At 34.1% G+C, this 23723-nt stretch carries 19 protein-coding genes; 15 read left to right on the top strand and 4 right to left on the bottom strand.

The genetic code is table 11. The features are described 5' to 3' along the window. The first annotated feature begins 36 nt into the window (after window positions 1–36). The 4 genes from ACNRYB_RS03210 (at window position 37) to ACNRYB_RS03195 (ending at window position 3536) form a co-directional block, all read left to right on the top strand. Window positions 37–912, top strand: coding sequence for an aldo/keto reductase (locus ACNRYB_RS03210; RefSeq protein WP_129746652.1), 876 nt, complete (start codon window positions 37–39; stop codon window positions 910–912). A gap of 17 nt (window positions 913–929) precedes the next feature. After that, window positions 930–1436, top strand: coding sequence for a GNAT family N-acetyltransferase (locus tag ACNRYB_RS03205; protein WP_473729207.1), 507 nt, complete (start codon window positions 930–932; stop codon window positions 1434–1436). 89 nt (window positions 1437–1525) lie between these two features. Continuing rightward, window positions 1526–2281 (top strand): SDR family NAD(P)-dependent oxidoreductase, encoded by a 756-nt coding sequence (locus ACNRYB_RS03200; RefSeq protein ID WP_473729206.1) that lies wholly within the window; start codon window positions 1526–1528, stop codon window positions 2279–2281. Between the two features lie 109 nt (window positions 2282–2390). After that, complete coding sequence (locus ACNRYB_RS03195) at window positions 2391–3536, top strand: DUF5929 domain-containing protein (protein ID WP_473729205.1); 1146 nt, start codon at window positions 2391–2393, stop codon at window positions 3534–3536. A gap of 166 nt (window positions 3537–3702) precedes the next feature. Here the strand turns inward: ACNRYB_RS03195 and ACNRYB_RS03190 are convergent, their stop codons facing one another. Continuing rightward, window positions 3703–4446, bottom strand: coding sequence for a DUF3298 and DUF4163 domain-containing protein (locus ACNRYB_RS03190; protein WP_129746647.1), 744 nt, complete (start codon window positions 4444–4446; stop codon window positions 3703–3705). A 104-nt stretch (window positions 4447–4550) separates the two neighbouring features. Between ACNRYB_RS03190 and ACNRYB_RS03185 the strand changes: the two genes are divergently transcribed. Further along, entirely contained in the window at window positions 4551–5693 is a 1143-nt protein-coding gene (locus ACNRYB_RS03185) for a cystathionine gamma-synthase (RefSeq protein ID WP_473729204.1), read from the top strand. Window positions 5694–5784: 91 nt separating this feature from the next. Here ACNRYB_RS03185 and ACNRYB_RS03180 read toward each other — a convergent pair whose 3' ends face one another. Further along, the gene (locus ACNRYB_RS03180) at window positions 5785–6576 is read right to left on the bottom strand and encodes a THC0290_0291 family protein (RefSeq protein WP_129746645.1); all 792 of its coding nucleotides are present in this window, start codon (window positions 6574–6576) and stop codon (window positions 5785–5787) included. Window positions 6577–6903: 327 nt separating this feature from the next. Between ACNRYB_RS03180 and gdhA the strand changes: the two genes are divergently transcribed. The 5 genes from gdhA (at window position 6904) to ACNRYB_RS03155 (ending at window position 15364) form a co-directional block, all read left to right on the top strand. After that, the gene (gene gdhA, locus ACNRYB_RS03175; protein WP_129746644.1) at window positions 6904–8247 is read left to right on the top strand and encodes an NADP-specific glutamate dehydrogenase; all 1344 of its coding nucleotides are present in this window, start codon (window positions 6904–6906) and stop codon (window positions 8245–8247) included. 124 nt (window positions 8248–8371) lie between these two features. Then, window positions 8372–10657, top strand: coding sequence for a type IX secretion system anionic LPS delivery protein PorZ (gene porZ, locus ACNRYB_RS03170; protein ID WP_473729203.1), 2286 nt, complete (start codon window positions 8372–8374; stop codon window positions 10655–10657). A gap of 72 nt (window positions 10658–10729) precedes the next feature. Further along, window positions 10730–11443, top strand: a complete 714-nt coding sequence (gene recO / locus ACNRYB_RS03165) for a DNA repair protein RecO (RefSeq protein ID WP_129746643.1) — start codon at window positions 10730–10732, stop codon at window positions 11441–11443. Window positions 11444–11573: 130 nt separating this feature from the next. Continuing rightward, the gene (gene ileS / locus ACNRYB_RS03160; RefSeq protein WP_250348475.1) at window positions 11574–14975 is read left to right on the top strand and encodes an isoleucine--tRNA ligase; all 3402 of its coding nucleotides are present in this window, start codon (window positions 11574–11576) and stop codon (window positions 14973–14975) included. A gap of 8 nt (window positions 14976–14983) precedes the next feature. Then, entirely contained in the window at window positions 14984–15364 is a 381-nt protein-coding gene (locus tag ACNRYB_RS03155; protein WP_012022792.1) for a TraR/DksA family transcriptional regulator, read from the top strand. 254 nt (window positions 15365–15618) lie between these two features. Here the strand turns inward: ACNRYB_RS03155 and ACNRYB_RS03150 are convergent, their stop codons facing one another. Together ACNRYB_RS03150 and ACNRYB_RS03145 are read right to left on the bottom strand one after the other, a co-directional pair. Further along, window positions 15619–15999, bottom strand: a complete 381-nt coding sequence (locus ACNRYB_RS03150) for a hypothetical protein (protein WP_129746641.1) — start codon at window positions 15997–15999, stop codon at window positions 15619–15621. A gap of 37 nt (window positions 16000–16036) precedes the next feature. Next, window positions 16037–16393: a roadblock/LC7 domain-containing protein gene (locus ACNRYB_RS03145; RefSeq protein WP_129746640.1), complete on the bottom strand. Its 357-nt coding sequence runs from the start codon at window positions 16391–16393 to the stop codon at window positions 16037–16039. Between the two features lie 180 nt (window positions 16394–16573). Between ACNRYB_RS03145 and ACNRYB_RS03140 the strand changes: the two genes are divergently transcribed. The 5 genes from ACNRYB_RS03140 (at window position 16574) to ACNRYB_RS03120 (ending at window position 23661) form a co-directional block, all read left to right on the top strand. Continuing rightward, entirely contained in the window at window positions 16574–16789 is a 216-nt protein-coding gene (locus ACNRYB_RS03140) for a hypothetical protein (RefSeq protein ID WP_129746639.1), read from the top strand. A 119-nt stretch (window positions 16790–16908) separates the two neighbouring features. Next, a complete protein-coding gene (locus ACNRYB_RS03135; protein WP_129746638.1) occupies window positions 16909–17505 on the top strand; it encodes a lipoprotein signal peptidase in 597 nt (198 codons plus the stop codon). 144 nt (window positions 17506–17649) lie between these two features. Then, window positions 17650–20808: a UvrD-helicase domain-containing protein gene (locus ACNRYB_RS03130; RefSeq protein WP_473729202.1), complete on the top strand. Its 3159-nt coding sequence runs from the start codon at window positions 17650–17652 to the stop codon at window positions 20806–20808. Between the two features lie 82 nt (window positions 20809–20890). Then, window positions 20891–22084 carry a glycine C-acetyltransferase gene (gene kbl, locus ACNRYB_RS03125; protein WP_473729201.1) on the top strand — a complete coding sequence of 398 codons (1194 nt, stop codon included), beginning with the start codon at window positions 20891–20893 and terminating at the stop codon, window positions 22082–22084. Between the two features lie 113 nt (window positions 22085–22197). Further along, the gene (locus ACNRYB_RS03120; protein ID WP_129746635.1) at window positions 22198–23661 is read left to right on the top strand and encodes an OmpA family protein; all 1464 of its coding nucleotides are present in this window, start codon (window positions 22198–22200) and stop codon (window positions 23659–23661) included. Window positions 23662–23723 lie beyond the last annotated feature (62 nt).

Raw genomic sequence — 23723 nt, 5'->3', positions numbered from 1 at the left:
AAGCATAATTATTACCAAAAATAACGCATAATTATTATGAGCAAAACAGTCTTATCGCCTATAATTTCGGGCACTATGAATTGGGGAGTTTGGGATAAAAACCTTACAACCAAAGAAATGGAAAACATGATACAAGTGAGTATCGAAAACAAAATTACGACTTTTGATCACGCGGATATTTACGGTTCGTATACGACCGAAGCCGATTTTGGAAAAGCCTTTCACGCAAGTAAGATCAACCGTGAAAAATTACAATTAATTACCAAGTGCGGCATTCAGATGATTGCTGAAAAACGCCCTGAAAACAAAATCAAACATTACGATTATTCTAAAGACTATATTATTAAGTCTGTGGAAACTTCTTTGAAGAATTTAAAAACAGATTATGTAGATGTTTTTTTACTTCACAGACCAAGTCCGTTAATGCAGGCTGACGAAATTGCAGAAGCAGTTGAAAAGTTAAAAGGAGAAGGGAAAATTATCGATTTTGGACTTTCTAACTTTACAAGTTCTCAAACAGAATTAATTCGCCAGAAAACAGAAGTGAGCTACAATCAAGTGCAATTTTCGGCAACGCATTACGAAGCAATGACAGACGGAAGCTTAGATTATATGCAGGCGCATGGAATTCGTCCGTTGTCTTGGAATCCGCTTGGAACTGTTTTTAGAGAAGATACCAAAAAAACACGTCGTCTGAAAAAACTGTTTTCTGAGTTGGTAGAAAAATACCATTTAGGTTCTGATACTTTATTATTGGCTTGGATTTTAAAACATCCAGCAAAAATAATTCCGATTGCTGGAACAGTAAACATTGCCAGAATTCAGTCTTTGATGAAAGCTGTAGAATTGGAAATGGATAACCAAGACTGGTTTGCGATCTGGACAGAAAGTATGGGCGACGATGTGCCATAATTTACGATTCTGAAAAAATGATACACCTAGAAAAATTTGAGAAAAAAGATTATTCTGAATTGATCAATTCTGTCAAAAGCGCAAAAGATTTAATGCAATTTGGCGGACCAGAATTCACTTTTCCCTTAACGGAAAGTCAAATAGATAAAACTCTTTCTGATAAGAATAGAACTGCTTTTAGAGTTGCAGATGTTTCTAATGGAAATACTATTGGACATTGCGAAATTTATTTTTACGACGGTTTTGCAAAGTTAGGACGAATCTTGATTATGGATCAAAACCAAAGAGGAAAAGGAATTGGTGAGCAGATGGTAACTCTATTGCTGCAATATATTTTTGAAAACAGGAAAGAAAGAAACATTGAATTGAATGTTTTTGACTTTAATATTGGAGCTCAAAAGTGTTATGAAAAAGTTGGATTTACTATTAATCCCGATAAAAAATACTTGAGAGAAGTCGATGGAGAAACTTGGACAGCACTCAATATGGTGTTGAATTTGGAGGAATGGAAAAATAAGAATTAAAATATTTTACCACAGATTAAAAGACTTTCACAGATTTCAAAAGAATCATTTTAATCCTTTAATCTGTGGCAAAAAATAAAAAAAATGAAATGAAAAAAACAGTTTTAATTACTGGTGCTACAAGTGGAATCGGAAAAGCAACCGCTCAGATTTTAGCAAAAAACAATTATAAAGTTGTTCTCTGCGGAAGACGTCAAGACCGTTTAGAAGAACTTCAAAAAGAACTTTCTGCTTTTACAGAAGTGCATACTTTAGCATTTGATGTTCGAAACAAAGAAGAAGTTCTAGAAAAAATAGGCGCTTTGCCAAACGAATTTTCGACAATCGACGTTTTAATTAATAATGCAGGAAATGCACATGGTTTAGATCCAATTCAAAATGGCGATTTAGACGATTGGGATGCGATGATTGATATTAATGTAAAAGGACTTTTGTATGTTTCAAAAGCAATCATTCCGCAGATGGTTGAGAGACAATCGGGACATATCATTAATATTGGTTCGACAGCAGCTAAAGAAGTGTATCCGAACGGAAATGTATATTGCGGTTCTAAACACGCCGTTGATGCCATTACAGCAGGAATGCGAATCGATTTGAATCCGTTTGGTATTAGAGTTGGAGGCATTCATCCAGGAATGGTGGCGACAGAATTTAGTGAAGTTCGTTTTAAAGGAGACGTTGAAAGAGCAGCAAATGTTTACAAAGGATTTGATCCGCTTCAGGCAGAAGATATTGCTGATATTATTCATTTTGTAGTTTCAAGACCGTATCATGTTAATATTGCTGATTTGGTTGTCATGAGTACGGCTCAGGCGTCTTCGACGATTGTGAAGAAAAATATTTAAAAATTAGATAGTTAGACTTCTTAGAAGTTAGATCTTTAGTTTAATTTAGAAAACTGAAAATCAATCTAAGAAGTCTAAAAATCTAAGTCAGTCTAATAATCTAGAAAGAATGATTAATAAGCGCCTTTTAATTAAAAATCTCCTCGCTCATAATGACGAAAGCAGTTTTTATGATAAGAAAAGGCAGTTGAATCTTCATTCGAGAGAAGGGAAAGGAAAGTTTTTAAAACACATTTGCGCGCTATCAAATTCCAATCCGAACAATAATTCTTATATTGTAGTTGGAGTAGAAGATCAAGATAACGAAATTGTTGGAGATGATTTCTTCGATGATAGCCGAATTCAAAATTTGGTGAATGCATTTTTAGAAAACCCTCCAAAAATTCAGTACGAAAACGTCCCTTTTCCAAACCTTCCAAAAGATAAAGTAATCGGTCTGGTTACCATTAAACCTAAAAGTAAAATCTCATACTTTAAAAAAGGAATTCATACCATTTTAGCGAATAGCGTTTTCATAAGACGTGGCAGTAATTCGATTCCGCTCGAAGAACACGAGGAAATCGAAAAAAGCAATCAGAATACAGAAACTGTAATCGGGATTGAAAATAGCTCTCGAAACAGCATTCAATATACTTTAGATGGGGTTATCGATTTTATGAATTTCAGGCATAAAGATATGTCGCCAAAATATCATGTTTTTAAAGAGTTGTTTGTAATCTGCTGGGCTGGAGTTCCAAAAAAACTTCGTGAAAAAACGTATTTGTCGCGTGTAGATATCGAATTGATAAACGAACAGATTAAGCTTTTTTATTCTGCGCAAGACGTTGTCACGATAGATTATAATGACGATACTTTTACAATCACAGAATATGTTCCTTTGGGGTTGAATGACAAAACGAGTTATTATCCGCTTGAAGAACAAACGATTCATTTTTTTGACAATGGTTATTATAAAATCGATCGTCAAATGCTTTTTCAGCCACCAGAATTCAACAGAAAAATGTTACATCACATTTATAATTCTAATATAGCTCTGCTAAGAAAACTTGAAAAAGAGATGTCATTATCTGAGCGTGAAATGAAAGACCTAGAGAATCTGCCTTCTACTTTTATGATTTGTCATTTGAATGGTTTTGAAGATGCCAGACAAAAATTGATTGACGCTAAACTACTTTTAAAGCCGTATAAAAATATTTATTCTTCTTTTAAAGAAGCTTTGAGGGTTTTGCGTAAAATGAAATATGATGTTCAGTAGAAAAGGTTCTAAGTTGCTGAGATACTAAGATTCTGAGATTTACTGTAGAGATGCACTGCAGTGCGTCTACGTCCAGCATATCGACAAAGATTGTGTTAGACGCACTGCAGTGCATCTCTACGATATACAGGAACCAAATAAATGGCTTGATTTATTTTTTTTTTTTTTATTGAAAATTCAAATATTTTTTTACTTCTTCATAGGGAAATATAAGCTCTTTTGGACCATCTGCGTAAGATGCGGCTTCGTATGAATTGTAATATAAAAGTAAACCTGCAGAGGTATAAAAAATGTTTTGAGGCAGTTGAAATTTATCATTTTCGAACATCAAGCCAGTAGCATTAATATTGGCTTTTTCAGGAATTTTATATTTTGCTCTAAAAGTTTTTTCGGCGAAAGCTTTAAACTCATTTTCGTTTTTAAATAATTGTTTGTTGAAAATTGTCTTACCAGTTTTTTTATCAAATAACAATGATCGATAGCCTTGATATCCGTGAGCGCCTCCAGTAAAAGTATAGTGATCAATTTTAAGGTTTAAAACTTGGTCAGATTCAAATTCGACATTTCCAATAATTTTTGCTTCCCAACCAAAAGTGTCATTTGGGAATTTTTGATGCATTTCTTCATATGAAGCAATAAAAGATTTAGCCAACGATTTATAATCATCAACTTTTACTGAATCTTCTTCGAAAAATACAATCTCTTTAATCACAGCAAAGACTTTTTTATTGATGCTGTCTGATGTTACTTTAATATTTTTAGCAATAGGAACTTCTATCGTGATTTTTGGGCAGTCATTTGCGCACGGTACAGTAGATTTCTCTTCAAATGTTTCATTTTCAAATGAAAGCTCTTTTTTGCAACTTGTAAAAATCAAACACAAAAAGATTATAAATATGGAATTTTTCATATCAAAAAGTGTTAATTATCTACAAAGGTAAGAAGTTGTGTCACGATAAAATAAATTAAGCGGTAAATTTGTAAAAGAATTACAGAATTAAAATTTATAACTATATGAAATTCAATACAAAAGTAATACATGGTGGTCAGCATCATGATCCAAGTACAGGTGCGGTTATGCCTCCGGTATATCAAACTTCAACATTTGTGCAATCAAGCCCGGGGAAACCTTTGGCAGATTACGAATATAGCCGAGCTTCAAATCCTACTCGTACAGCTCTGGAAGAAGCGTTGGCAAGTATTGAAAACGGAACTCGCGGATTGGCTTTTTCTTCTGGTCTAGCGGCAACGGACTGTGTTTTAAGATCTTTTAAAGCAGGTGATGAAATCATTGCAATGGATGATTTATATGGTGGAACTTATAGAATGTTTTCGAGAATTTATAAAGATTCTGGAATTAAGTTTCATTTTGTTGATATGACTGATATTGAAAAATTCAAAAGCTTAATCAACGAAAACACCAAATTAATCTGGGTTGAAACTCCGACAAACCCGTTGATGAAATTGGCAGATATTCAGGAAATAGCAAAAATTACTCAAGAGAAAAAAATTCTTCTTGCTGTAGATAATACTTTTGCGACTCCATATTTACAAAAACCTTTAGATTTAGGAGCAGATATTGTAATGCACTCTGCAACAAAATATTTAGGCGGACATTCTGATGTTATTGCCGGTGCTTTAATTGTAAAAGACGCAGCACTTGGAGATCAATTGCATTTCCAGCAATTTGCAACTGGAGCCACACTTGGTCCAATGGATAGTTTTTTAGTTTTAAGAGGAATTAAAACATTAGCATTAAGGGTTCAAAGACACTGTGAGAATGGTGAGAAAATAGTAGAATTTTTAAGCAATCACCCTAAAATTAAAACCGTTTATTATCCAGGTTTAAAGAATCATCCGTTCCACGAAATTGCTAAAAAGCAAATGAAAGCTTTTGGCGGAATGGTTTCATTCGATTTTAAATCGGGTAAAAAAGAAGATTCTATCGCGTTTTTAGAGAAACTGAAAGTATTTACTCTTGCCGAATCTTTAGGTGGAGTAGAATCATTGGCTAATCATCCAGTATTAATGACACACGCATCGATTCCTGCAGATAAAAGAGCAGAAGTTGGTATTACTGACGATTTGGTTCGATTAAGCGTTGGTATTGAAGATGCAGAAGATTTAATTGCGGATTTGGAACAAGCCCTTTCTTAAAAAAAGAATTTGCAATAAAACTAAAATCCCAAATTCCACTTTTTAATAGTTCTGGAATTTGGGATTTTTATATTTTGGATTTAAAATTTTTTTAAAATTGTAAATAGTAGATGTATCCGAAGTTAAACCAAACTTGCCAGTCGTTAGATTTATTTTCTTTGTAGATATCTTTGTTTGGATTTAATCCGTCGATCCAGTCTGAGCTGTACATATGAAAACGAGTTTCAAACATCAAATCACTCATTTCAGTCAGTTTATAATGAACTCCAATTGCTGCTGTTGCTGCTAATGCTACACCGGTTTCGGTAGAGAATCCATGTGCACGTCCGTCAGATGGAGTTAAATATTTTCCTGGAGTATTAGCAGGAAATGTAATGTCTCCTAAATGTGATCCAACTTTTGCTGAATAATAGCTTACTTGAACCCCAAAAGCTCCATACGGACTGAAGCTACCAATTGTGTTTTCGAAATCGTGAATTTTCATAAAAGGAGAAAATTCTAGCTGTGTGCCCAAGCTTACAATGCTTGAGCTGGCATGCATGTTTCTCAACTGTGTTGCAAATAATCCGTTAGACTTATAATCAACCCATTTGCCATGATGTTTTAAATTGGTTCGGCTGTAAGACAGATCAGATCTTACTTTAAAATGTTCTGTGAAATAATTTTCTCTATTGTTATTGGCAGAGAAGTTAATAAAGTGCATGACTCCAATGCCAAAACCTGTGTTTCCGACATTATTATCAAAGTTGTTTCTTTCTCCAAAATCGGACTGTAAAGTTACTGGTCCTGCATAGATTCCGATCTCTTGGGCTAATCCTTGCGCTGATACGGCAGTTGAGATGCCGAACAAGGCAAATAATGTGATAAATAGGTGTTTAGACATTTTTAGGGGCTTACAAATCGTGGCAAATATATAAAAAACCTAATCGATTCAAAATATTAAATCGATGTATTGAAAAATAAGTAACAAAATACTTAATTTACTAACTTTTAAAAGGTGATTTGCATGTAAACACCTACATGAAAAATGTGTTTTTTTTGGAATGTTTGAAAAAACCACAAATCGATTCAAAAAAGTGAAAAATGTAACATTGAATCATTATTTGCTATATCTTTGTCAGTTAAAACGAAAACGTTTTCTTAAACATGATTTCTTATTTTTATAAGAGTAAAAATTAAATCTAAATTATCTGAAAAATTTATTTCAAAGATGGAACAAAAAATAAATGAATTTATGGCTCTTATTGAGTCAAAAAATCCAAACGAGCCAGAATTTCTTCAAGCAGTTAGAGAATTTGCAGAAACTGTAATTCCGTTTATATCTGAGCGTAAAAAATATGATGGAAAGAATATTCTTTTAAGAATCGCTGAACCGGAAAGATCAATAATATTTAGAGTTCCGTGGGTAGACGATAAGGGAGAAATTATTGTAAATAGAGGTTTTAGAATTCAGATGAACTCTGCAATTGGACCTTACAAAGGAGGGATTAGATTTCACCATACAGTAAATTTATCAGTTTTAAAATTCCTTGCTTTCGAACAAGTTTTCAAAAACAGTTTGACAACTCTTCCAATGGGCGGAGGTAAAGGAGGATCTGATTTTGATCCAGAAGGAAAATCTGATGGAGAAATTATGCGTTTCTGCCAGTCATTCATGACAGAATTATGCCGTCATATTGGACCAGATCTTGACGTTCCGGCTGGAGATATTGGCGTTGGAGCAAGAGAAATTGGTTATTTGTTCGGACAGTACAAAAGAATTAGAAATGAATTTACTGGAGTTTTAACTGGAAAAGGTTTAGCTTATGGAGGTTCATTAATCAGACCAGAAGCTACAGGATATGGAGTAGTTTATTTTACAGATCAAATGCTTCGTACTATCGGACATGAGATTAAAGGTAAAAGAGTAGCTATTTCAGGATTCGGAAACGTAGCTTGGGGAGTAGCTTTAAAAGTAAATGAATTAGGAGGTAAAGTAGTTACTATTTCTGGACCTGACGGATACATTTACGATGAAGAAGGTATTTCTGGAGAAAAAATCGATCATATGCTTGAAATGAGAGCTACTGGAGATAATAGAGCAGAAAGATATTTAGAGAAATATCCAAATGCTGTTTTCCATAAAGGAAAAAGCCCTTGGGAAGTAAAAGTAGATATCGCAATTCCATGTGCTACTCAAAACGAATTAAACGGTGATGATGCTAAGAAATTAATAGATAATGGCGTTTTATGTGTGACTGAAGCTGCAAACATGCCTTCTACATTAGATGCTATTAAACTTTTCTTAGACAATAAAGTGTTATTCGCTCCTGGAAAAGCTGCAAACGCTGGTGGTGTGGCTGCTTCTGGATTAGAAATGACTCAAAACTCAATCCGTTTGAACTGGACAAGTGAAGAAGTAGACTTGAGATTAAAAGAAATCATGATCGGAATTCATAACCAATGTAAAAAATACGGTGCTGAAGAAGACGGATATGTGAACTACGTAAAAGGAGCAAACATTGCCGGATTTGTGAAAGTTGCCGATGCGATGCTTGCACAAGGTGTTGTTTAAGATTTACTTACTACTATAAGAAATACCCTCGATTGTCTGGATAAGATATCGAGGGTATTTTATTTGTGTTAAAAATTAAATAAAATCTTGATTGTAGTATATTTGTCCTAATTGAATACATTAAATGATGAAAAAAGTATTTTTCTGCAGTTTGTTTTTACTTCTCATACAGTTTTGCGGAGCGCAGGGCAAATTGTCTTGGCAGGGATATTTTTCATTTAATGAAATAAAAGATATTTCTGAGTCGGCTACAAGTGTTTTTGCGGCTTCAGAAAATGCGTTGTTTTCAAAAAATACAGGAACAAATATTCTTAAGACCACAACTACCGTCGATGGACTATCAGGTCAGACCATTTCTGCGGTTTATTATAGCGAGGCATTCAAAAAAACGATAATCGGATACGAAAATGGTTTGATGATTTTGATTAATGATGTTGACGGAAGTATTCTCAAAGTAGTTGATATCATTAACAAACAACTGCCCGCAAATGCAAAAAAGATCAATCACTTTATGGAAGATAATGGATTGGTTTATGTTTCTTGTGATTTTGGAATTGTGCAATTCAATTTGAAAACTTCGCAATTTGGCGATACTTATTTTATTGGTGACAACGGAGCTGAAATAAGCATAAAACAAACAGCGTTATATAACGGATTTATTTTTGCTGCAACATCAAGTGGGATTAGAAAAGCAGATAAGACAAATGCTAATCTTATAGATTACAATCAGTGGTCGATTGTAAATGGAGGAAATTGGTCTAGCGTAGAGACTCTGGATACTGAGCTTATCGCAATAAATGATTCAGGATATATTCATAGATTCAACTTAAATACTTTTGTTGGATTTTTGCAATTGCCTCAAGCAGCAGTCGATACTAGAGCCAAAAATCATAGTTTATTTATTACAACTGCCAATACGGTTTATGTGTATAATAATCAAATGGTGTTGAATCGACAAATTTCAAATTCTCAAGTTTTAGATAATACTTTAAATTTTAGCTGTGCAACGGCTGTTGGAAATCAGATTTTTATTGGAACAAAAGAAAAAGGTCTATTTGCTTCTTCTCTTAATAATGTAGCCGCTTTTGAGAATAATACGCCAGCTGGACCAATTCGAAACAATATTTTTGCTATAGATGCAGGTTCTAGTGTTTTGTGGACAGTTTACGGCGACTATGATGTTTCGTATAATCCTTATCCTTTAGATAATTACGGAATTAGCAGGTATAATGCTTCTGGTTGGCTGAACATTCCGTATTCTGAAGTCTATGACGCAAAATCAATCACAAGAGTTCTTGTTAATCCAAATAATGAAAAACAAGTTTATGCGAGTTCATTCTTTTCTGGTTTGGTAAAAGTTGAAAATGATGTGCCTAATTTTTTATACAATGAAAAAAATAGCGGTTTAGAATCTATAACTACAGAAGGACCAAATTATATTGATGTTCGTATTAATGCAACAGCATTTGATAAATCTGCAAATCTTTGGGTAACAAACAGCCGAATTAAAAATGGACTGAAAGTTTTAAAAACAAATGGACAATGGGGAAGTTATGCCATGACTTCGATTATAGACAATGCTGAAGAAGAAAACTATTCGAGTATAGCCATAGATCGAAATAATGTAAAGTGGATTGGAACTCTAAAAAGTGGAGTTGTTGGGTTTAATGAAAGCACTAATACGTTCAAAAAAATGACTTTTGGTGTTGATGCTGGAAATTTACCAATAGCAGATGTTCGAGCTGTAGCACTAGATACAAAAAATCAGCTTTGGATTGGAACTACAAAAGGACTTAGGGTTTTATCAAATGTTGGAAGTTTTCAATCGGAAAGTCAATTAAAAGCAAATCCAATTATTATTACTGAAGACGATTTGGCGCAGGAATTATTGTATGAACAGTTTATTACTTCAATAGCAGTTGACGGAGCAAACAATAAATGGATTGGTACTGCAGATTCTGGTGTATTTATGGTTTCTCCAAATGGTCAGGAAACCAAATATCATTTTACTATAAACAATTCTCCGCTGCCGAGCAATTATGTAAATGATATCAAGATAAATGCTAAAACAGGAGAAGTTTTTATTGCAACCAATAAAGGACTGGTTTCGTTTAATGGAATTGCAACAGAGGCAAACGATGATTTGAGTAATGCATATGTTTATCCAAATCCGGTTCGTCCAAATTATAACGGAACTGTTAAAGTTGCTGGACTGATCGATAAAGCCAATGTGAAAATCACAGATATCGAAGGAAATTTAGTTTATGAAGTAACATCATCTGGAGGAACAATCGAGTGGGACACAACCGCTTTTGGCAAATATAAAGTAGCTTCTGGAGTTTACATGGTTTTTATTTCTGCGGAAGATGGCGGTGAAACTAAAGTCAAAAAAGTAATGATTATTCGTTAGTCTGAAAGTCAAAAGTATCAAAAGCAAATAGCCAAGAAGTCTAATAATCTAGTATCTAAGAAGTCTAAAAAAGTGCTCGTCAAAACAAAAGCCATAGTAATCTCTTCTATAAAATTTCAGGAAAAAAGCTTGATTGTAAAATGCTTTACACTTTCTAGCGGACTGAAATCTTATTTTGTGCGCGATGCATTTTCCAGCCGTAAAGCAAGTCAAAAGATTGCTTATTTTCAGCCTTTTTCGATTTTAGAAATTGAAGCCGTTCATAAAAATAAAGGAACACTTGAAAATTTTAAAGAAATAAAAACAGCCGTTCCGTTTCAGACTATCCATACTGATATTGTTAAAAGTACAATGGTGATGTTTTTGTCTGAAATGCTTCATTATTCCATTCAGGAAGAAGAAAAAAACGAGCAGCTTTTCCTTTTTTTGGAAACCGCTCTGACTTGGCTGGACCATCATGAAGAAATTTCAAATTTTCATTTGATTTTGCTTTTAGAAATTACCAAATATTTAGGTTTTTATCCAGATATTTCAGAAATTAATTTGCCTCATTTTGAAATGAATGAAGGTGTTTTTGCACTTTTTCAAGGAGCGAGTGTTTTATCAGAACACGAAACCAATTTGTTTAAAAAACTATTGGAATTAAAATTTGATAACGATCAAAAAGTTTTTCATGTTTTAGAAAGGCAAATCCTCTTGAAAATTCTAATTGACTACTATAGTCTGCACTTAGAAGGATTCAAAAAACCTAAATCTTTAGAGGTTTTAAAGGAAGTTTTCTCTTAAATCACTAAAAAGGATATTATTTATTGCGGAATCTACTCGAAATTTCCTGAAATCGGTCTTTTTTGTCTTATCTTTTATCTATTTTCCTCAAAATTCCTTACTTTCGCACCTCGTTTAAGAAAAGGATAAAATGAGTACAAAATTTACTGAATACAAAGGACTTGACTTACCAACTGTAGCGTCTGAAGTTCTTGATTTTTGGAAGAAAGAAAATATATTTGAAAAGAGTGTAACAACTCGCGAAGGTGCCGAACCTTTCGTATTTTTTGAAGGCCCGCCTTCAGCAAACGGATTACCTGGAATTCACCACGTAATGGCACGTGCGATTAAAGATATTTTTTGCAGATATAAAACTCAGAAAGGTTTTCAGGTAAAAAGAAAAGCCGGATGGGATACTCACGGTTTGCCTGTAGAATTAGGTACCGAAAAAGAATTAGGAATTACAAAAGAAGATATTGGTAAAACAATTTCGATCGAAGAATATAACGAAGCGTGTAAAAAAACCGTTATGCGTTATACTGACGTATGGAATGATTTGACCGAAAAAATGGGGTATTGGGTTGATATGGAAGATCCATATGTGACTTATAAACCAAAATATATGGAATCTGTTTGGTGGCTTTTGAAACAAATCTATGATAAAGGTTTGTTGTACAAAGGATACACAATTCAGCCTTACTCTCCAAAAGCAGGAACAGGATTGTCTTCTCACGAAGTTAATCAGCCTGGCGCTTATCGTGATGTTACCGATACTACAATCGTAGCGCAATTCAAAACTTTGCCAGAAACGCTTCCGAGCTTTTTGCAAGGTTTTGGAGATATTCACATTTTAGCTTGGACGACAACTCCTTGGACGCTTCCGTCAAATACCGCTTTGACAGTTGGTCCAAAAATCGATTATGTTTTAGTAAAAACTTTCAATCAATATACTTTTGAGCCAATCAATGTGATTTTGGCTAAAAACTTAGTTGGAAAACAATTCGGAAAAGGATATTTTGTAAGTGAAGATGACGCTGATTTTGACAATGTGAAAAATGGCGACAAAAAACTTCCATACAAAATCTTAACTGAAGCAAAAGGAGCAGATTTAGTAGAAATCCGTTACGAACAATTATTGCCTTACGTATTGCCGTACCAAAATGCTGAAAATGCGTTTAGAGTAATTTCTGGAGATTTCGTTACAACAGAAGACGGGACAGGAATCGTGCATACAGCGCCGACTTTTGGTGCAGATGATGCTAAAGTAGCAAAAGAAGCAAAACCAGAAGTTCCGCCAATGTTAGTTTTAGACGAAAACGGAACTGCAGTGCCTTTGGTTGACTTACAAGGAAAATTCACTTCTCATGTAGGTGATTTAGCTGGTAAATATGTTAAAAACGAATATTACGATGCAGGACAAGCTCCAGAGAAATCTGTAGATGTTGAAATCGCTATTCGTCTGAAAGAAGAAAACAAAGCTTTTAAAGTTGAAAAATACGTGCACAGTTATCCACACAGCTGGAGAACAGATGAGCCGTTATTATACTATCCTCTAGATTCATGGTTCATCAAAGTAACCGATGTAAAAGATAGAATGTTCGACCTGAACGAAACTATCAATTGGAAACCTAAATCTACTGGTGAAGGACGTTTTGGAAATTGGCTTAAAAATGCTAATGATTGGAACTTATCTCGTTCTAGATATTGGGGTATTCCGTTGCCAATTTGGAGAACAGAAGATAAAACGGAAGAAGTTATTATCGGTTCTGTTGAAGAATTGTACAATGCAATCGAAAAATCAATCGAAGCAGGTTTCCAAAAAGAAAATCCGTTTAAAGGATTTGAAATCGGAAATATGTCTGAATCAAATTACGATTTAATCGATTTGCATAAAAATGTTGTTGATGCTATCACTTTGGTTTCGGCTTCTGGAAAACCAATGAAGCGCGAAAGTGATCTAATTGACGTTTGGTTCGATTCTGGAGCAATGCCTTATGCACAATGGCACTATCCTTTTGAAAACAAAGACAAAATTGACGGAAATAAAGATTTTCCAGCGAATTTCATTGCCGAAGGAGTAGACCAGACACGTGGATGGTTTTATACCTTGCACGCTATCGGAACTTTAGTTTTTGATAAAATTGCATATAAAAACGTAGTTTCAAATGGTCTTGTTTTGGATAAAAACGGAATTAAAATGTCTAAGAGTAAAGGAAATACGATAGACCCATTTAAAACCATTGCAGAAAACGGCCCAGATGCTACGCGTTGGTATATGATTATGAATGCAAATCCGTGGGATAACTTGAAGTTTGACCTTGAAGGAATTGCTGAGGTGAAACGTAAATTCTTCGGAACGCTTTACAATACCTATTCATTCTTCTCGTTATATGCTAACATCGACGGATTTAAATATGCTGAAGCTGAAATTCCGTTAAACGAAAGACCAGAAATCGATCAGTGGATTATTTCTGAATTACATTCGTTAATCAAATTTGTTGATGAATGCTACGAAGATTATGAGCCAACAAAAGCAACTAGAGCAATTTCTGACTTCGTTCAGGAAAACTTAAGTAACTGGTACGTTCGTTTGTGCCGTCGTCGTTTCTGGAAAGGAGAATATGCAAAAGATAAAATTGCAGCTTACCAAACGCTTTATACTTGTTTATTGACTATAAGCAAATTGAGCGCTCCGGTAGCTCCATTTTTTATGGATAAATTGTACAGAGATTTAACGTCATCTACGGGAACCGAGGATTTTGCTAGTGTTCACTTGGCTGAATTCCCAAAATTTGTCGAAAACTTTGTTAATAAAACGTTGGAAAGCAAAATGCAGAAGGCGCAAACCATCTCTTCTTTAGTTTTATCACTACGTAAAAAAGAGATGATTAAAGTTCGTCAACCTCTGCAAAAGGTAATGATTCCGGTACTTGACGATAATCAGCGTGCAGAAATCGAAGCAATTTCTGACCTTGTAAAAGCTGAGGTAAATGTTAAAGAAATCGAACTTTTAGATGATGCTTCGGGTATTTTGGTAAAACAAATTAAGCCTAATTTTAAAGCTCTTGGACCACGTTTTGGAAAAGACATGGGCTTGATTTCTAAGGAGATACAAGGTTTTTCTGCAGAGCAGATCAATCAGTTGGACAAGCAAGGGACGCTAGATATTGTTATTGCAGGAAATAGTGTAACTTTATCACTAGAAGATGTGGAAATTACATCGCAAGATATCGAAGGATGGTTAGTTGCTAATTCAAACGGAATAACAGTTGCGCTTGACATTACACTTACCGAAGAATTGAAAAACGAAGGTATCGCCAGAGAATTAGTAAATAGAATACAAAACATCCGTAAAGATTCAGGATTTGAGGTTACGGATAAGATTAAAGTTCAAATAAAAAGAGACGGCATTTTAGAAGATGCAGTTTCGAAAAATGAAGACTATATTAAGTCTGAAACATTAACAGACGAACTGGTTTTTGCTGACACGTTAGAAAACGGCACAGAAATTGAGTTTGATGACATTAGAACCATTATATTAATTTCAAAATAGCGTAGAAAATGATAGATGAAATTACAAGATACTCTGATGCAGATTTAGCAGAGTTCAAAGAGATAATCCAAGCAAAAATTAAAAAAGCACAAGAAGATCTTGATTTGATCAAAAGTGCCTATATGAACGATTTGAATAACGGAACTGACGATACTTCTCCAACTTTTAAAGCTTTTGAAGAAGGAAGTGAGACCATGTCAAAAGAGGCGAACTCTCAGTTGGCTATCAGACAAGAGAAATTCATTCGTGACTTAAAAAATGCTTTATTCCGTGTTGAAAATAAAACATACGGTATCTGCAAAGTAACAGGTAAATTAATTAGCAAAGAAAGGCTTAAAATCGTTCCTCATGCAACAATGAGTATCGAAGCTAAAAACTTGCAGAGATAAATTTTAAAGATATATCTTCTAAATAGAAAAACGCTCCTTTTTAAGGGGCGTTTTTTTTGTTTAATGTTTGTTAACGTTCTAGTTTACTGGGGAAATGGCGTATTGAAAGAAATTATTTATAATTAATCAAAATAAATTAAATTCAAAGACGACTTTTTTTGTAAGAATAAAACGGGTAGAATTACTTAAGATTTTTTAAGAATAGGCCAAAAAAAACGCCTTGATTAGAGGCGGTTTTTTTTAAAGTAAAAATGTTATGCTAGATTCTTTTCAACATCAGCTTTGTGTTTTCTTAAAATAGCTCTTGTCATACCTAAATTTGCTTTTGAAGCATCAGCTGCAAGATAGATCATGAATTTTTTGTTAGGAGAAATGTCGATAATGTGAATCTGATTAGATAATGTAATCAAAATGTCTTCAATATCCTGGTTTAAGCCTAGGGCTTTTACTGCATTCAGTTTTGCTTTTACAACTTCAAGATTATAAGCCGCTGCAAGTTCGGGATCAAAGCTAGGGTCGATTGTTAAATTTCCAAAGCTTAATCCAGATTCAATTTCTGTTACTGCTACAGCGATAAAGCCGTTTACGTTGCTTTTCATTTCGCTTAAAAATACGTTTAAAAAATCATTGCTCATAGTTCACTAGGGTTAAATTGTTAATAGAATTTTATGGTTATTTCAATAGGGAATTTTTGCTTAATTCTGCGGAAACTTCTTCTGTAGAACGCATTAATAATGCTAAGTTGCTCCCTTCTTTAGAAAAAGCAACAATAAAGTTAGAGCCACTTATTTTGTTTCCGACAATTACACCTTCAGCGCTTTTTAGATACAATTGCTTTAAAGCACCCTTTTCTAAATCAATTAAGAATTTTTCGCTCATGGATAAAATGGCAGCGCTCATCGCGGCAATGCTGTCGCCGTAGTCAAGATTTAAGGAAGTGATAAGTTTTCCTTTTCCGTTCAAAATTAATGCAGCAGTAGATTTGGTGCTAACAAGAAAGTCATTTAAAGTAGTAGTGATTTCATTCATAATTTGTAGGATTTTGGGAGGAATGTTAAATTCAGTTTATTTGGTATTTGGTTTTAAAAATTAATTTGTATTTATCCTAAACAAGTGTTAATTTTTATTAACAAATATAAATTAAATTATGTATCATTGCAGTACCAAATCAGTAATAATTTAAATTATTTACTACGAAAAACTTACATTATGGCTAAAGTACTGAAATTCAAAGAGGTAAACTCTGATGTAGAACGCAGAATGAAAGAATTTGAAAAACTGCGCGTTAAATTTAAAGCAGATGTAAAGAAGGGAGAAGCTAAGAAGCTGGCTGCCGGAAAAGAGAGTAAAGGAATTTTTAAATCAATTTCAGATTTCTTCTCCGACAGTCCAAAAACACCAGCAAAAGCTGCTGTAAAGAAGTAAACTTTATCAGGTTTAGATTAGCATATAAACTTGTTTAGTTTGTTAGAAAAGAATTAACGCTCCATTAGGAGCGTTTTTTTTGATTTAATTGTTATTTTTGCCCATCAAAAAATCATAAAATGTCATTACGAAAAGCGTATTTCCTTATATTCTTAGTTTTAATTGTTGATCAGCTTTCTAAAATCTATGTCAAAACAAATTTCATCCTTGGTGAAGAAGTTGTAATTGCTGATTGGTTTAGAATTCATTTTATTGAAAATGAAGGAATGGCGTGGGGAACAAAAATACCTGGGGAGTATGGAAAATTAATTCTGACAGTATTCAGAATTTTTGCTGTTTTCGGAATTGGCTGGTGGCTTTCTGATTCGATAAAAAAACGTTATTCTACTTATTTAATAGTTGCTATTGCATTAATCTTTGCTGGAGCGGCAGGAAATATTATCGATTCTGTTTTCTACGGAGTTATTTTTGATGATAGTACCCATAATCTTGCGACAATTTTTTCTCCAGCGCCATATGGAACTTGGTTTCATGGTTTGGTTGTAGATATGTTTTATTTTCCTATTTGGGAAGGAAACCTTCCAGAGTGGCTTCCACTATTTGGGGGTAAACATTTTGCTTTCTTTAATGCTATTTTCAATGTAGCCGATGTGGCAATTTCTACAGGTGTAGGAATACTTTTGGTTTTCAATCGAAGAGCTTTTCCAAAACATTAATAAATTTCAGAAATTCCAATATTTTCAAAATTCCAAATCCCAATATTTATAGCATTCGCAACAAAAAGATATTGGAATTTGGAATTTTTCATTATTGAGGGTTGAATATTTTGTATTATTTTTACAATACAAAAAAATCAAACTATGCAAAGTCCGTCTTTTTCCATTTATGATGCTTCTGCGGGATCAGGAAAGACGTATACATTGGTAAAAGAATATTTGAAAATTATTCTTTCTTCGCCAAAAAACGATGCATACCGAAATATTTTAGCCATTACCTTTACCAACAAAGCGGTTCACGAAATGAAAAGCCGTATTGTTGGAAATCTGTCTGAATTTGCAAAAGACGATCCGTCACCAAAAGCGGTGGATTTGATGGAAGACTTGTCGCGCGATACAGGACTTTCAATTATTAAAATCAAAACCAAATCGCAACAAATCATTAAGCACTTAATTCATAATTATGCTGCTTTTGATATTTCTACCATTGATAAATTTACCCATAAAGTTATCCGTGCTTTTGCGCATGATTTAAATCTTCCGATGACTTTTGAGGTTACTCTGGACACCGAAAATTTATTGGTTGAAGCTGTTGATGCCATAATTGCGCAAGCGGGTGAAGACGAAACATTGACCAGGCTGCTCATCGATTTTACAATGGAAAAAACCGATGATGACAAAAGTTGGGATGTTTCACGCGAAATTCTCGATACTGGAAGATTGGTTTTGAATGAAAATAATCGAAATGAAATTCTTCATTTTCAGAATAAAACAATTGAAGAGTTTGTAGAGATTAAAAAGAAAATGCAGGCACTTTGTAAAGAGTTGGAAGATGTCAACGAAAGTCTTGCAGTAAAAGCAATTGAATTGATTGATAAAAACGGAATTGATCCGAAATCATTTTCAAGAGGAACTTTTCCAAATCATTTGCAAAGTATTAAGGAAGGGAAGTTTAATCCGAAAAATAAAACTTTTCATGAGTTTGATGATATTGCGATTAACAAAACAGCAAAAGACCGAGCTTTAATTGAAAATATTATTCCAGAATTGCTTCAAATATTGAAAGAGGTTTATCAGAATTTCGAAAAAAGAGATTTTTATAAAGCCTTTTTAAAAAATATTACTCCCCTTTCATTACTAAATACAGTAAGTAATGAGTTGGCAAAAATTCAATCGGAACAAAATATCTTATCGATTTCAGAATTCAATGCGATAATTCACCGCGAAATTCAGAATCAGCCGGCGCCTTTTATTTATGAACGTTTGGGCGAGCGTTATCGCAATTTCTTTATTGATGAATTTCAAGATACTTCAGAAATGCAATGGCAGAACTTGATTCCATTGATTGATAATTCGCTTTCTGGTTTAGATGATCTGGGAAATAAAGGTACATTGATGATTGTTGGAGATCCGAAACAGTCAATTTATCGTTGGCGTGGTGGTAAAGCTGAGCAATTTATAGAATTAAGTAAAGATGTAAATCCGTTTAATAATCCAGATAAGCAACTTAAACATTTAAACACAAATTATCGTAGTTACAGTGAAATTATTGAGTTTAATAATGCTTTTTTTAAATTGATATCGAATGAATTTTCAAATGAAGATTACAAAGATTTGTATGAAAATCATAGCTTTCAAAATATCAATTCCAAAAAAGGCGGTTATGTGAATATTTCATTTCTTCCAATTGTCGATAAAAATGATTATGGTGATGAAGATGATGTTTTGGAAAAATCAGATTTGTATGTTTTGGCAACTTTGAATACAATTCAAGAAGTAATTAAGCAAGGTTTTGAGTATAAAGATATTGTGATTCTGACTAGAAAAAGAGATCAAGGAATTGCAATAGCAAACTATTTGACAGAACAGGGAGTTCCTCTGCTATCTTCAGAAACTTTGATGATTCAAAATGCGTCAGAAGTTCGTCTTATAATTCATCTTCTTAGGTATTTAAATAATAGTTCGGACTTAGAATCGAAAGCTAATTTTTTGCATTTCTTGGCTTCAACGAAAGATTTGTTGATGCCTATTCATGATTTTATTGCTATGGGAATGAATCATCGATTTGAAAAAGAATTTGAAGAGTGGCTTTTAACATTTGATGTTTCTTTTTCTTTTGAAGATGTTCGGAAAAAATCTTTGTATGAAGCGGTCGAAATTATCATCTCTAAATTTATTCTTCCATCAGAAGGAAATGCTTATGTTCAGTTTTTTCTGGATATTGTTTTGGAAAGAGATATTAGAAACCAAGCAGGAGTTGCAGATTTTTTAGTTTTCTGGGATAAAAATTCGCATAAGTTTAGCATTCCATCGCCAGAGGGAAATAATGCAGTTCGAATTATGACCATTCATAAATCGAAAGGGTTAGAATTTCCAGTTGTAATTATGCCTTTTGCTGATGAAGATTATAACCGAAAGCCAAAAGATAAATTGTGGCTCGATACGGAGGAAATAGATTTGGGAGTTCCAAAAGCATTAGTTGATAATAGCAGTGCGGTTGAAAGTTTTGGAGAAAGTGCATCGGCAGTTTTTAATTTGAAAAAACAAGAAGAGCTTTTGGATAATATAAATGTGCTCTATGTTGCTCTGACTCGTGCTGAAGAACAGCTTTACGTAATTTCGCAATCTCTAAAGGCTAAAAGTGATGGCGAATATCCAAATAACATGGCGTCCTTTTTTATTAAATTTTTAATTAATGAAGGGGTTTATGATGAAGGAAAAGTGAATTATGAGTTTGGAAATAAAATAAGACTTTCAAAAGCCACCAAAACGGTTGATACAGTTAAATCAATTCCAATAGTGAGAGACGTTTTGAATTCCAAAAACATAAAAATTGCACAACGTGAGGCCTTAATGTGGGGAACGCATCAGCAGGAAGCAATATTGTATGGAAATGTTATTCATGAGATTTTGGCTTTTGTTAAAGATAAATCAGATGTTGATTTGGCCGTAACAAAAGCGCTTGAAAATGGATTGATAACTTTTGATCAAGTAGATCAAGTTTCGCAGACTTTGAAAGAGATTGTGAATCATCCTGAACTTAGTGTTTGTTTTAATGGAAATCATACTGTACTAAACGAACAAACAATTGTTCAGAAAGAAGGGAGAATTTTAAAGCCTGATCGAATTGTATTTTTGGAAAACAAAGAGGCTTATTTGCTGGATTATAAAACTGGAGCATCAAATGCTAAATACCAGCAACAAATTAAGGAGTATCAAGACGCAATTGAAGATTTGGGATATTCAGTGTTAAAAAAAGCTCTTGTATATATAGGAGAGGAAATTGAAGTGGTAAATTTGTGAAAAAATTAATCAGGTGTTAAAGAAAAAACGAAGCTAAATTTTGGTTAAGTTGTTAATTTTTAACGTTTTAAATAAATAAAAAATGTACGGTAAAATAAAAGAACATCTGCAAAAAGAATTGCAGACGATTGAAGAAAATGGAATTTTTAAAAAGGAGAGAATTATTACCTCTCCTCAAGGTGCTGAGATCACAATTTCGACTGGAGAAACAGTATTGAATTTTTGTGCAAATAATTATTTAGGGCTTTCTTCGCATCCAGAAGTAGTGCAGGCAGCAAAAGATGCCATGGATACACATGGTTTCGGAATGTCATCTGTGCGTTTCATTTGCGGAACACAGGATATCCATAAAACATTAGAAAAAAAGATTGCTGATTTTTACGGTACAGAAGATACCATTTTATATGCTGCCGCTTTTGATGCAAACGGTGGAGTTTTTGAGCCTTTATTAGGAGAGAACGATGCGATTATTTCAGACAGTCTAAATCATGCTTCTATTATTGATGGGGTTCGTTTATGTAAAGCGGCTCGTTATCGTTATGAAAATAATAATATGGAAGATCTGGAGCAGCAGTTGGTCAAAGCCAATGAGGCTGGAGCTCGCTTTAAATTGATCGTAACCGATGGGGTTTTTTCTATGGATGGTTTAGTGGCGCCATTAGACAAAATTTGCGACTTGGCTGATAAATATGATGCAATGGTAATGGTAGACGAATGTCATGCGGCTGGTTTTATCGGAGCTACAGGAAAAGGAACTCTTGAGGCAAAAGGAGTAATGGGAAGAGTGGATATTATTACCGGAACTCTTGGAAAAGCTTTAGGAGGTGCTATGGGAGGTTACACTACTGCTAAAAAAGAAATAATAGAATTGTTACGTCAGAGATCTAGACCTTATTTATTTTCAAATTCATTAGCTCCTGCAATTGTTGGGGCTTCAATAAAAGTGTTTGAATTATTGGAAAAAGATACAGCGCTTCGTGATAAACTAGAATGGAATACCAATTACTTTAAAGAAGGTATGAAAAAAGCAGGTTTTGATATTATTGATGGGGATTCTGCAATTGTTCCTGTTATGTTATATGATGCCAAACTATCTCAAACCATGGCAAACGAACTTTTGAAGCAAGGAATTTATGTCATTGGATTTTTCTTTCCGGTAGTTCCAAAAGAAAAGGCAAGAATTCGTGTTCAGCTATCTGCCGCACATGAAAAAGAGCACCTTGATAAGGCTATAAATGCCTTCACAGTTGTCGGTAAAATGTTAAAAGTTATATAATTACCACTTTGGTTAAATTTTTGTAGGTTTTTTTTAACATTTCATTTTGTATTTAAAAAATTTGGTGTTACTTTTGCTTGTAATTAACTAAATTGTAATTAAAAAAATTAAGTATGAAACATCTTAACAAACTTTTAGTTGCTGTATTGATGGCGATGGGTTTAAGTTCTCACGCGCAAGACAGTAACAATCCATGGGCGATCTCTTTCGGGGTTAATGCTGTGGATACTAGAACAAGTTCAGGTGCTGGTCATGGTTTCTTTGACCAACACTTTTCTCAGCCATTCGCTGTAAAAGATAACTGGAATATTCTTCCATCTCTATCTTACATTGGAGTAAATAGATATGTGGGACATGGTTTCTCAGTTGGTTTACAAGGATCTGTAAACAAAATTGATAAATATGTTACTTTTAACCCAACTGCTGCAGGTCATGACAACAGAGGTAACGTTGTAACTAATCCTGGTGATTTAATGTACTACGGAATCGATGCTAGTATCAAATATAGCTTCCAAGAGTTGATTAAATCTAAAGTAGTTGATCCTTCGTTATCAGTTGGTGGAGGTTACACTTTCTTCGGAGATAGTAGCTATGGAACTGTTAACCCAGGTGCTGGTGTTACTTTCTGGTTTACAGATGCTATTGGTCTTGAGCTTGCTACAAGATACAAATGGGCTGTTAGTGGAGATAGACAAGATGCAAATGGTGTTCCAGATGCTCCATCTCACTTCCAACACACTGCAGGTTTAGTTTTCAAATTCGGAGGTAAAGATACTGACGGAGACGGAATCTATGACAAAGATGATGCTTGTCCAGATGTTGCAGGTTTAAAACAATTCAACGGATGTCCTGATACTGACGGTGACGGAATCGTTGATGCTTCTGACGCTTGTCCAGATGTATTTGGTTTAGCTGCATTAAACGGATGTCCTGATACAGACGGAGACGGAATTGCTGATAAAGATGACGCTTGTCCAGATGTTGCTGGTTTAGCTGCTTTAAAAGGTTGTCCTGATACTGACGGTGACGGAATCGCTGATAAAGACGACAAATGTCCTACAGTTGCTGGTCCAAAAGAAAATGGTGGTTGCCCATTCTTAGATGCTGATAAAGATGGTGTTGCTGATAAAGATGATGACTGTCCAACAGTTTATGGTCCAGCTAGCAACAGAGGATGTCCAGAAGTTACTTCTGAGGCGTTAGAAGATCTTAAAGTTCAAGCTAGAGCGGTATACTTCAACTCAGGAAAAGCTACTTTCAAAACTGGTGATAAAGAAACTCCAGCTAGATTAGACGCTATTAAAGAAATCCTTAAAAACTATCCAAACGCGAAATTCTCTATTGAAGGACACACTGATAGTACAGGTTCTGCTAAATTGAACCAAAAACTTTCTGAGGATAGAGCTAAAGCTGTAATGGATGCTTTAATCCAAAGAGGTGTTAATCCAGAAAACTTAGAGTATAAAGGATTTGGTTCTAGCCAACCAGTTGCAAGTAACAAAACTGCTGCAGGTAAAGCTCAAAACAGAAGAACTGAAATTAGACACATTGGTTCTAAATACCAAGGTAAACTATAATTAGTTTTCTAAATAAACAAGAAAAGCCATTCTTAATTGAATGGCTTTTTTTATTTTTATAC

It is taken from the genome of Flavobacterium sp. CR10 (assembly GCF_055814415.1).
Note: the sequence above shows the minus strand (reverse complement) of the source record. Positions and strands in the feature narration are given on the sequence as shown.